At 68.2% G+C, this 10,663-nt stretch carries 10 protein-coding genes and 1 pseudogene; 4 read left to right on the top strand and 7 right to left on the bottom strand.

All coding sequences use genetic code 11. The features are described 5' to 3' along the window. Positions 1-174: 174 nt before the first annotated feature. From ACTWQR_RS30475 to ACTWQR_RS30465, 3 genes and pseudogenes are all read right to left on the bottom strand, one after another. Positions 175-444: pseudogene (locus tag ACTWQR_RS30475) on the bottom strand (ISKra4 family transposase); the annotation flags it as partial. Positions 445-575: 131 nt separating this feature from the next. Next, positions 576-710, bottom strand: coding sequence for a hypothetical protein (locus ACTWQR_RS30470; RefSeq protein ID WP_443230410.1), 135 nt, complete (start codon positions 708-710; stop codon positions 576-578). 50 nt (positions 711-760) lie between these two features. Then, the gene (locus tag ACTWQR_RS30465; protein WP_443230409.1) at positions 761-1,138 is read right to left on the bottom strand and encodes a hypothetical protein; all 378 of its coding nucleotides are present in this window, start codon (positions 1,136-1,138) and stop codon (positions 761-763) included. 391 nt (positions 1,139-1,529) lie between these two features. Between ACTWQR_RS30465 and ACTWQR_RS30460 the strand changes: the two genes are divergently transcribed. Next, entirely contained in the window at positions 1,530-2,264 is a 735-nt protein-coding gene (locus tag ACTWQR_RS30460; RefSeq protein ID WP_443230408.1) for a cupin domain-containing protein, read from the top strand. Further along, positions 2,261-3,367, top strand: coding sequence for a zinc-binding dehydrogenase (locus ACTWQR_RS30455; RefSeq protein ID WP_443230407.1), 1,107 nt, complete (start codon positions 2,261-2,263; stop codon positions 3,365-3,367). The genes ACTWQR_RS30460 and ACTWQR_RS30455 overlap by 4 nt, the downstream gene beginning before the upstream one ends. Before the next feature lie 198 nt (positions 3,368-3,565). Here ACTWQR_RS30455 and ACTWQR_RS30450 read toward each other — a convergent pair whose 3' ends face one another. The 3 genes from ACTWQR_RS30450 to ACTWQR_RS30440 form a co-directional block, all read right to left on the bottom strand. Then, entirely contained in the window at positions 3,566-3,769 is a 204-nt protein-coding gene (locus ACTWQR_RS30450; RefSeq protein WP_443230406.1) for a hypothetical protein, read from the bottom strand. A 33-nt stretch (positions 3,770-3,802) separates the two neighbouring features. Next, positions 3,803-5,134 carry an aminotransferase class V-fold PLP-dependent enzyme gene (locus ACTWQR_RS30445; protein ID WP_443230405.1) on the bottom strand — a complete coding sequence of 444 codons (1,332 nt, stop codon included), beginning with the start codon at positions 5,132-5,134 and terminating at the stop codon, positions 3,803-3,805. Between the two features lie 267 nt (positions 5,135-5,401). Next, a complete protein-coding gene (locus tag ACTWQR_RS30440; RefSeq protein ID WP_443230404.1) occupies positions 5,402-6,643 on the bottom strand; it encodes an MFS transporter in 1,242 nt (413 codons plus the stop codon). A gap of 330 nt (positions 6,644-6,973) precedes the next feature. Between ACTWQR_RS30440 and ACTWQR_RS30435 the strand changes: the two genes are divergently transcribed. Both ACTWQR_RS30435 and ACTWQR_RS30430 read left to right on the top strand, forming a co-directional pair. Further along, positions 6,974-8,473, top strand: a complete 1,500-nt coding sequence (locus tag ACTWQR_RS30435) for an ATP-binding protein (protein WP_443230403.1) — start codon at positions 6,974-6,976, stop codon at positions 8,471-8,473. A 72-nt stretch (positions 8,474-8,545) separates the two neighbouring features. Further along, a complete protein-coding gene (locus ACTWQR_RS30430; RefSeq protein WP_443230402.1) occupies positions 8,546-9,580 on the top strand; it encodes a helix-turn-helix transcriptional regulator in 1,035 nt (344 codons plus the stop codon). On the opposite strand, the gene ACTWQR_RS30425 is transcribed toward ACTWQR_RS30430, so the two are convergent. Beyond that, positions 9,577-10,494 (bottom strand): DMT family transporter, encoded by a 918-nt coding sequence (locus ACTWQR_RS30425; RefSeq protein WP_443230401.1) that lies wholly within the window; start codon positions 10,492-10,494, stop codon positions 9,577-9,579. The genes ACTWQR_RS30430 and ACTWQR_RS30425 overlap by 4 nt on opposite strands. Between the last annotated feature and the right edge of the window lie 169 nt (positions 10,495-10,663).

Here is a 10,663-nt window from a genome sequence, read left to right as displayed (position 1 = left end):
AAGGAGAGTTACGCGGTGGCCCACCTCCTGTTCAGGGAGCGGTACCCATCCGTGGAAGTGCGCCCCGGGCAGACGCCCGCGCACTCCCAGCCGCTGATCCCGTACACCACGACGAGGGACACCATCCGTTCCCGGAGCAGGCGCTCACTCCGACGCGCCGACGTAACTACGACCTCATGGCATGACCGGGGCGGGGGGAGAGAGGCTTTCGCGTTCTCTTTGGGTGTGGAAGGTCCAGTACTGCGGGAAGTCGCCGTTGCTGATGAGGGCCCGGAGGGTCAGGACGGCTTCGGCTGAGGGGACGCTCCACCGGCTGCCGGTGATATCGAGACGTTCGGCCACCAGATGACGTGCTGCTCCTTCGACGATGCCGCTGGCGATGGGTCATCCGGCATCGAGGGCCTTGTCGTATTGGAGATAGGCGGCGTTGTCCTCCAGGTAGCGGCAGGCCCTGTCCGCTGCGGCCGTTGACCGGCGGACAGGATCTCGGTCATCGTCTCCCGCGTGATCTCCAGCCCGGGACAACACCTCCTCCCGCTCAACGAGACGCCTGCTCAACTCCTCGATCCTGTCCATCAGTTCGGCGATTCGGCGATCTCCTCCCGCGCGGCGGCCGCCCGCCGATCGAGCTCCTCCAGCCACGACCTCATCGCCGCCTCCAAGACCGCGTCCTGGAACAGGACGATCCGCCGTCCGACCACGAACGGCAACGGCGCACGCCATCACCAGCTCACCGCAGAAGAGCCACACCCTTTCGAGTTCAGGAGTCGCTGTCGGCGGTATCAGCGTGTGAGGCGACGAGGGCACCGGGCTGATGCCGGGGATGGGTTGGCTTGCGGTAGTCGAGTCTGCGGCGGCGTTCCCGCCGCTCCCGCAGTCTGTTGTGGACAGGGCTGAAGAGGGTGGCGGCCAGCAGGCCGCACGAGGTCTGGAAGGCCCACCGCTGCCAACTGCCGGAGGTTTCCCCTACTTGGGCTGAAGCCATGTCCGCGAGCGGCTGGGCCAGTATCATCCCCACCGGAATGGGCCACAGCGGGCTGTGCCACCATCCCAGACCTTGTACGGCGACCCCGATGATGGTGATCCCGATGGCGAGTGTGACAGCGACGGCCGTCAGTGCGGAATAGTTGATCTGCATAGGACGGGTTCCCGCTTCGCTCGGAGGACGGCTGAGGTCGAGGTGCCACATGGGCCCGGTCCTTGCAACGGTCACGCGGTTACGGTGGTTCACCGGGGCAGCAGAGGGCGCGACGGATGGACGCCCGCTCAGTGAGCAGTGGCACCCCAGGCGTCCGGCGTCCCGTGATCGAGCAACAGTCGATGCCGAACCAGCAGCCAACGCGTTGTGTGTGGTGCCGTTGCGCAGACGATCCGCGTGGCCAGGGTCTTGCTCGACGAAGACCGGCGTGCGCTTGGCCAGTGCCCGTGCCGGAAACCAACCACTCTTTGGCGAGAGTTCAGACTCAGGTGCCTATGCCCCGCCAGTGGTTTCATCCCGCGCAGAGGGGTTGTAAGTCGCCGCCCTCGGCATGCCGACGCCTACAGGAGTTCCTCGTCGCGCCCAAGTGAGCACCGATGGACATGAGTTGGACATTCACTGCACTGTTTCCTGCTCTCGACCAGATGCAACAGTGGCACGTCAGGCCAGGACCGGTCCGCTCGGCCCTGTGCAGCACGTCGGCTTCAGCAAGGACACAGCACGTTGCTCAGTCTCCCTCCCGTTCATGTACCTCCGGATGGCGGCGAGCGCGTCTTCCTCGGGGAGACACTTACACCGACTCTCCTCAAGTTGGCACAGACGAATGGAGAGCTGTCGTTCGTCGAGGTCATCACGCCCGCTGACGCTGGTCCGTCGCCCCACACACCGAGGGGAATCGGAAACGTTCATCATGATGGAAGGCCAGTTGGTCATCACCGCGGGCGACGGGGGGTACGAGGTGCAGCCCGGGGGAGTGGTGAATGTGCCCAAGGGCCTCCGCCACTCCTTCATGAACCTGAGCCGGACCAAGTCGGCTCGTATCTACTTCCTTTACGCCCCCGGGGGAGTGGACGGGATGTCTGCGGAGATCGGCACCCTTGGCGTACGAGGTGTCGTGAGCCCTTCGCTCAACGAGACCAGCGTGAAGGCCATGGACTATCTCGCGGACCAGTACTGGTACAACTTCGACTGGCGGAGTCCGCTCTCCGGATCAGGACGTCCAGCCCCAAGCCGTAGGCCCGCCCGCCCAAGGCGGCGGGCTGTCAGTGAACAGGAACCACCGTGATATCCGCAGTCGTCATGCCCGAACCCGACGCGCCGCTCGAGGTGCGCACCTACTCCCAGCCGGAACTCGAGCCCGGGGCCGTCCTGCTGCGCACCCTCGGCAGCGAAGTATGCGGCACCGACGCACACTTGTGGAAAGGCCAGCTCGCGGGCGTGCCGTACCCGATCATTCCGGGGCACGTCAGCGTGGGACGTGTCGCCGCCCTCGGCCGCGCCGACGGGACCGGCGAGGTCGCGAAGGACGTGTCCGGGACACCTCTCGAGGTCGGGCAGGTCGTGACCTTCCTGGACGTGTACGGGACCTGCGGACGCTGCTGGTACTGCACCGTCGGCCACGCCACCACCCGCTGTCCGGAGCGCAAGGTGTACGGGGTGACGCTGTCGGCCGACGAAGGCCTGCTGGGCGGCTGGGCCGAGTACATCCACCTCAAGCCCGGCGTCCACGTGATCCCCCTGCCCGACACTCTGGACTGGCGCGCGTTCCTCGCCGGCGGCTGCGGCATGCCGACCGCACTGCACGCGGTGACCCTCGGTGGGATCGACTTCGGCGACACGGTCGTTGTCCAGGGTGCGGGGCCCGTGGGTCTGTGTGCCGCTGTGCTCGCCCAGTTGCGCGGCGCCGGGCAGGTGATGGTCGTCGGCGGTCCCGAGGTCAGGCTGGACGCGGCGACCCGGTTCGGTGCCGATGCCGTCCTCGACATCGGCACCACGACCCCCGAAGAGCGCCTGGCGGCGATCCGGGAGGCCACCGGAGGCCGCGGAGCCGACGTCACGATCGAGGCGACCGGGGTGCCCTCGGCGGTGCCCGAGGGCATGGGGATCACCCGGGACGCGGGGCGGTACGTGGTCGTCGGCCAGTACACCGACGCCGGTGAGGCCACCTTCAACCCGCACCTGGACCTGAACCAGAAGCACCTGGACATCCGCGGGTGCTGGGGCAGCGACGTCGGACACATGTACCGAGCGGTCCAGGTGATGGCCCGCTATGGGCGGCAGTTCCCGTGGGCCGACCTCATCAGCAGGGAATACGGCCTCGACGAGGCGCAGAGCGCACTCGAGGACGTCGCCGCGCAGCGGGTGGTGAAGGCGCTCATCGTCCCCTGACACCGCCGCCCGCGTCGGGGACCCAGGCACGGGCCGCTGCTCCAAGGGAGCCGGTGTCGGAGCGGGCTCAGACAAGCAACACCACCTGGCCCAAGGCAGCCCGCGCCTCCAGTGCCGCCCGCGCCCCAGGCGCGTCAGCCGGACGGAGGGTGGACACCGACGGGGCGGAGTCGGCCCGCCGCCTCGGCCAGCGCCGGGTCAACCGGCGCCCGTACGCCGCTGGGCGGTTGAACAGGTGGACGACGAACCCCGCGTGCCGTGCCGTGATCGCGGACGGGCGATCGCGTCAGCATCCAGCAGCAGTGCTCGGGCCGCTGCGGCGACCACCTGCTCGGCACCGCCGCCGGCGCGTCCCCAGCCGTCCGGTGCTGCTCGGTTGTCCTCGACGGCGGCGTCGGCCATCACCTGAAGCGCGATGGAGTCGCGCAGATGCCCTCACCCACGGGTGGCCATGGTGCGGGAGAGCTGCCAGGCCGCCCGTAGAACACGGTCGACGTCGTCACGGGTATGGAACAGGTGGGTGGAGATGCGGACCGCGTGATGCACGAGATCGGACCCGGGGACCGGCACCTCCGTACTGCGAACCGTGATGCGGTGCTCGGTGAGGAGCCGCTCGACGAACGTGGCCGTCCTCGTCGCGTCGAGCACGTCACGCCTGTCGGCGAACGGGTTGAACGCGGTCAACGCCGTCCGGAGCCGGGAGTCGTCCAGCGGCGAGTAGAGGGCGTCGAGCCCCCACCGCTGCGCGATCTGCTGTTTCAGATGAGTGGCCAGGGACAGGGAGTGCCGCTCGATACGCTCACGGCCGATGTCATCCCAGATCTCGCAGGCCTTGGCCAGACCGTGCACCTGCGGCAGGCTCGGGTTTCCGACGTCCTGCAACAGGTCCACAATGCCGTAACCAGCGACATCGGTCGGTGTGCGCCGACGCGTACCGCCCTCGGGGTAGAACTCCGCGGAAGTGATCGTGGGCCAGAACTCGGGCAGCGGATTCGGATTGTACTGCGGTAGGACCTTGTTCCGTATGTACAGCAAGCCGGTCCGTTCCGGACCGCACTGCCATTTGGCGCCGGATCCGGCAAGGAAGTCGACGCCGAGTTCGCGGTACCGCAACGCCAACTGGCCGGGGATGTGTGCCCCGTCGACGACGGTGATGAGGCCGTGGCGCTGGGCCAGTTCGGCCAGCATCCGGATCGGCAGCATGGTGCCGGTGCGGTAGACAGGTGCCGAGAACAGCATCACCTTGGTACGTGAGGTGATGGCCTCCTCGAAGCGTTCCACGTAGTCCTCGGCACGCTGGTCGTTGCCAATCGGCAGGGTGACCCGGTGCACGACGACGCCGCGCCGGTCTCGCAGGATCGCCAGCGGAACATCCGCAGCGGGGTGTTCGTGGTTGGTGGTGAGTACCTCGTCCCCGGCGTTCAACGCGAGACCGGCAAGGACCGTCCCGATGCCGTCAGTGGTGTTGGCCGAGATGAACAGCTCGCCGGCGTCGCAGCCGAGTCCCATACCGATCTGCCGCCGAAGGTCCGTGAACGTCTCGTGATAGGCGCTCAGTCCCCGCTCGGCGATCTCCCGGTGCTGTTCCCGGATGGTTTCGAGCACTTCACGGGGCGGTGAGCCGACCGTGCCCACGTTCATGAAGAGCGGATCTCTGCGCAACACGAACATGCGCTGCCACGCAAGCGGATCGGTCGGTCCCGCGGCTTGGTCCTCCGCAGGGTCGACAGCGGGCTCGATGAGTGAGACGTCTTGAGTGTGTTCCATTGGTGTCTGCGGTTCCAGATTTCGTGAGTACGTCATTACAGGGCACCCATGAGCGCTGCGCCTCCAGGGCAGCCATGAGCGGACCGCTGGACCGCCACGATGTGTCTCTGCTACCGCGCATCCGCGGCACCTGGCGGTCGGGAGCAGGGCAACACTGCCGGGTCCGGCGGTGCTGGGGCGTCGGCGACCGCTACCCACTTCGGCATCTCGTGCTGCCCAGTTCCGCACAGGGGGTGTCGTACTCAACTGCGCGTCGGGCTCGCTGCGTTACTTGTGGCCGTCCTGGGCCCGGGCGTGTGCCAGGCGGGCTTGTCGGGCACCAAGCTCACCCCGGAGCCGGCCCGAATACAGGTGCCACATGGCGAGCGCTCCGAGTGCCGGCCCTGGAGCGAGGACGAGGAAGCCGTACCGCCAGCCGAAAATACCGCTCATCACAGGCACAAGGTTGATCGTCACTGTGGTGAGCAGGAAACCCATCGCTGTCTGAGCGGTGAGCGCGGTGCCTACATACCGAGTGTCGGCGACCTCGCTCAGGGCGGTGGAGAAGACCCCCGAGTCCGCGATCACCGCCGCGCCCCAGAGGGCAAACACCGTGTACTGGATGGCGCCTGACTGCCCATATACCAGCGGCGAGGCGAAACAGCACAGTCCGCTCACCACGAGTGCCACGATGGCCGCCGGGGCTCGCCCATGGCGGTCGGCCGCCCACCCGCCCAGGAGGCAGCCCACAGCACCGGCGATTCCGATGACGAGAAAGGCGAGTACACCGGCCTCAGCGGTGCCTGCCTGGCTGCCCGCGACGACGAAGGACGGCAGCCAGGCCCAGAAAGCGTACAGCTCCCACATGTGGCCGAAGTATCCGAAAACGGCCAGTCGTGGTCCGCGCTCACGGAACATCCGGAGGGCGTAACCGGGGTTGTGCCGGACGACGCCCTGGCCGAGATGAGGCCCCGGGCGGATCAAGGTGAGAGCAAGAAGCGCGGCACCCGTGCCCATCGCGGCCGACACGAAGAGCACGCCCTGCCACGGCAGTCCACCGAGTCCGTTGACCAGATGCGGCAGCGCCGATCCGACGGTCAATGAACCCACGAGCACGCCAAGAGCGATGCCGCGCCCCGTCGCGCTGAACCACGACGCCATCAGTTTCATCCCCACGGGATAGACCCCGGCCAGGAAGAAACCGACAAGCAGACGGCACAGCACAGCCGTCAAATAGTCGTTCGCGAGGACCGGCAGCGCCGCGGTCACTGCCGCCCCACCCATGGCACCCAGTGCCGCGACGCGCTGGGGCGGGTACCGGTCCGGCAGGTTGAGCGCGGCAGAGGTAACAGCGCCCATGACGAACCCGAGCTGCACCGATGCCGTGAGCCAGACGGCCTGCAGCTCTCCGATATGCCACTGGTCACGGAGCGCGGGAACCACCGCGGAGGCGGAGAACCACATCGCCATGCCGAGCACCTGCAGCAGCGCGATGAGGCCGAGCTGAGTCTTCGGGCTTTCCAGCTTCAACGGCTTTGCTCCTGGGGCGGTTGACACGGATGGACAGCAATCTCCGGAGGCGTGTGGCTGCTTGTACGGCGATCCCCTGCGGCCAAGCCCCTACGCGGTGATCCACTGCGCGGTGCGCGAGAGTAGCGCAGACCGGCACCTCGCACGGGGCACTGCACCGTCCATGCGTACGTCCCCACGGTGCCGTCAGCGTTGCCTGTCCGCCTGCTCAGGCAGCCAAACACGCATGTGCGGGCCGGCCTCACCGTGAGCATGACTTGGCAGGGAATGGCCAGGGAACGAGCACCGGATCCACGCGGTTGCGGCCCTGGACCGTGTCACGCTGCGACGGTGAGACGCTCGATGCTCGAACGTGAACCGGAACTGGCAGACCTCGTCGCAGCGACTCAAGAGGCCGCTTCCGGCCGCGGCTGCGTGGTACTTGTCCATGGCGAGGCCGGCATCGGCAAGTCCAGTCTTGTCGCAGCGCTGCGGGACAGCGTGCCGGACACCGTGCGAGTCCTCACCGGCTACTGCGACGATCTGCTCACGCCGCCTACGCTGGGCCCGTTTCATGACCTGACGCACAGTGTCGGGACGGAGCTGCGGCACGCGCTGGAGGAGGGCGCGGACCGGGACAGGCTCCTGACGACGCTGGGCGCCGAACTGCGGGACGCCGGACGCCCCACGGCCATGATCGTCGAAGACGTGCACTGGGCGGACGACGCCACACTCGACGCGCTGCGCTATCTCGCGCGGCGGATCGCCGGCCTTCCTGTCGCGCTCGTGCTGACCTACCGCGACGAAGCCGTGTCCCCGGAACATCCGCTGCGTAGGCTGCTCGGTCAACTGGCCGGCTCCGACCGGCTGCGCAGAGTGTCCTTGCGCCCCCTGTCACCCCGCGCCGTCAAGGAGATGGCCGCGAGCAGCCCGCTGGACACCGACCGGTTGTACGCGGCCACGGCGGGCAACCCCTGCTTCGTCAGTGAAGTGCTCCTCCACGGATACAGCGACGCGGTACCCGCCACGGTCGTCGACGCAGTGCTGGCACGAGTACATCAGCTGGGTCCCGACCTTCACGACACCGTGGAACAGCTTGCCGTGATCCCCTCCGCGGTGGACCGGCAGCTCGCGGAACTGCTGCTGGGCAGCAACCTCGACCTCCTCACCGCCGCTGAGCAGCGGGGTCTGCTCACGGTGACCGCCCGCCAGGTTGCCTTCCGCCACGAGATAACGCGCCGCGCCATCGTCGACTCACTGCCGGGAGCCCGCCGCACCGAACTCAATCGCAGGGTACTCGCGGTACTCACGGCGGCGGAGGGAACCGAACTGGGTCGGGTGGTCCACCACGCCGCGGAGGCCGGCGACCTGGACGCCATCGCACGATTCGGTCCGGCGGCCGCTCGGGAAGCGTCCCGGGCGGGGGCCCACCGTGAAGCGGTCGCACACTACGGACTCGTGCTGCAGGAACCGGGCCGCTTCGCGCCGGCCGAGCGTGCCACCCTGCTGGAGGAATACGCGATCGAGTGTTACACGCTCGGAGACGGGGAGCGCTCGGTCACCGCGCAACTGGAGGCGGTGGAACTGCGCCGCCTCCTCGGCGCCCCGGAGGAAGTCGGCGCCGGATTGCGATGGCTGTCGCGCATGCACTGGTGGAACGGACAGCGACCGGCTGCCGAACACGCCGCACAGCAGGCCATCGACACCCTGACCGGCACTGGTGACAACCGCCTGCTCGCCCTCGCCTACAGCAATCAGGCTCAGTTGCACGTCTCGGCCGACCGGTACGCCGAGGCCGTCGAGTACGGCGAGCGAGCGACCGCTCTGGCCCGCGATGTGGACGCACCGTAGGTACTGGCGCACGCCCTCAACAACCTGGGCTCGGCCCGGTGGGCCCTGGGACAGCGAGCGACGGGCCAGGCGATGCTGGAGGAGAGCCTGCACGTCGCCCTGGCGGCAGGAGAGGTCGACCACGCCTGCCGGGCCTACGTCAACACCTCGTGGCGGCTCTTGGACGACCTCTGCCCCGGAGCTGCACGCCGGCAACTCCTGGAGGCGGTAGCACTGGCCGAGGAATCCGAGCATCTCGGGTTCCTCGGCTACATCCAGCTGGGCTGCGCCCTCGCGGACTTCGCAACCGGAGCGTGGGACAACGCGCTGAATGAGGCGGCCGTTGAACGAGAGCAGGAACTGCCTGTCACCCGGTCCGGGTTCCTCACCGTTGCGGGGCGTATCCATGTGCGACGCGGCCAGGACGACGGCAGCAGGCTTCTTGAACACGCCCTGGAGCTGGCCGAACCCGTCGGCGAGCTCCAGCGGACAGGAATGATCGCCGCAGGGCTGGCTGAGGCTGCCTGGCTCCGCGGCGACCTCGACGCCACTGGCCGACATGCCGGTGCGGCCTACGCGTTCGCGTGCCGGGCCGGGCACGTCCGGTTGCGGGAGGAACTCGGGTACTGGCTCGCGAAAGCCGGTCACCCCGTTACTCCTGTGGCCGTCGACCATCCCTACGCGCTTCAGGTGAACGGGCGTTGGCGAGAGGCGGCGGACCTCTGGAAAGCATCCGGTCACCCCTACGAATACGCCGCCGCTCTGGCGGACAGCGACCAGCCCGATCCCCTGCTCACCGCTCTTGACGTGCTCGACGAGCTCGGGGGAGGACCGTTGAGCCGATTCGTACGCGCCCGGTTGCGGGCCCACGGAGTGCGGCGCGTCCCTCGTGGCCCCATACCCGCCACTCGCCGGAACCCGGCCGGCCTCACTCCTCGGCAGGTCGAGGTGGCCCAACGCCTCGTGCGAGGCCTCACCAACGCGGAGATCGCTGCTGAGCTGTACGTGTCAGTGCGTACGGTTGACCATCATGTCGCCGCCGTCCTGGGCAAGTTGGGAGCCGGAAGCCGGCGGGAGGTACGGCGCCGGGCGATCGCCCTCGACGTTCCCCTGGAAGAAGAGGGTTAGCGCGGGGCGTCGGCAGGTGCGTCGTACCTCGGTGCGGGCGCGCGCCGACTGTTGCCCGTGCCGCGGCCCAGCAGCATGCCGAGCAGGATGATCAGTCCACCCACCGGCTGGTTCCACTGCATATGTTCACCCAACAGGACCACACCCGTGAACGCGGCGATCGCGGGCGACAGATACGTGACCGTCGACGCGGCCGTCGCCCCCATGTGTTCTGCCACCTGCGCACTGAGCAGGAAGGCCAGACCAGTGGCGAAGACGCCCAGCGCAGCTACCGCGCCGATCGCGCCCGCGGGCATCGTGCCATACCCAGGCGGCGGACCGGCCACGAGCGGCGCCACCACTGCCATCTGCAGGGCAGCCATCACAAGCTGGGCCGCACCGAGTCCCAAGGGTGTCACGACCTGGCGGTTGAGGATCCACCGGGTGTGGCTGAAGCCAAGGCCGTAGCAGGCGACGGCGCCCGTCAGCATGAGCTGGCCGGTGAACGACGCTCCTCCCAGACCGTTCCAGACTCCCAGTACCACGGCCACGCCCAGGAAGCTGAGCAGAAGCCCTGCCAGCAGCCGTCGGGTCGGCCGTTCGGAGGGCAGCAGGAGTAGTGCGGCCAGCGTGGTGCTGAGTGGGGTCGCAGCGCTCCACACTCCCGCGGTCGCCGAGGAGACGCGCTGCTCGGCATACGCGAACAAGGTGAAAGGGATCGAGTGGAGGCACAGCCCGATCAGGAACGCATGCCCCCATGTCCGCCGGTGGCGCGGCAGACGTTGGCCCACTGCGGAGAGCAGCACCAGGAGAGTCAGGGCACCCAGTACGATCCGGCCGAAAGCCACATAGACGGGAGCGATGTCCCGCACCGCTACCTTGATGAACAGGAAGCTGGTGCCCCACATGACCGCGGTCGCCGTGAAGGACACCACCCAGCGGCCGGCTATCGGCTTCCGCGTGGGACGTGGGGGGTGGGCGAGGACGCTGTCTGTATCACAGGGAGACGCTGCCATCGGCAACCTTTCGGGCGTGGGTGAGCGCGGATCGAGCCCGCAGGTGAGCCGGCCGTCCTTCTCATCACCCTCGGTGGGAGACGACACC

Source organism: Streptomyces sp. 2A115, from assembly GCF_052245575.1.
Classification (GTDB): domain Bacteria; phylum Actinomycetota; class Actinomycetes; order Streptomycetales; family Streptomycetaceae; genus Streptomyces.
The sequence above is the reverse complement of the archived record's forward strand: the minus strand, read 5'-3'. Positions and strand labels throughout refer to the sequence as shown.

Bases quoted from the DNA above. Each gene is read 5' to 3' on its own strand.
- ACTWQR_RS30460 (WP_443230408.1), top strand. From the start codon at position 1,530: ATGCCGACGCCTACAGGAGTTCCTCGTCGCGCCCAAGTGAGCACCGAT.
- ACTWQR_RS30430 (WP_443230402.1), top strand. From the start codon at position 8,546: ATGCTGGAGGAGAGCCTGCACGTCGCCCTGGCGGCAGGAGAGGTCGAC.
- ACTWQR_RS30445 (WP_443230405.1), bottom strand. From the start codon at position 5,134: ATGGAACACACTCAAGACGTCTCACTCATCGAGCCCGCTGTCGACCCT.
- ACTWQR_RS30465 (WP_443230409.1), bottom strand. From the start codon at position 1,138: ATGCAGATCAACTATTCCGCACTGACGGCCGTCGCTGTCACACTCGCC.
- ACTWQR_RS30450 (WP_443230406.1), bottom strand. From the start codon at position 3,769: ATGGCCGACGCCGCCGTCGAGGACAACCGAGCAGCACCGGACGGCTGG.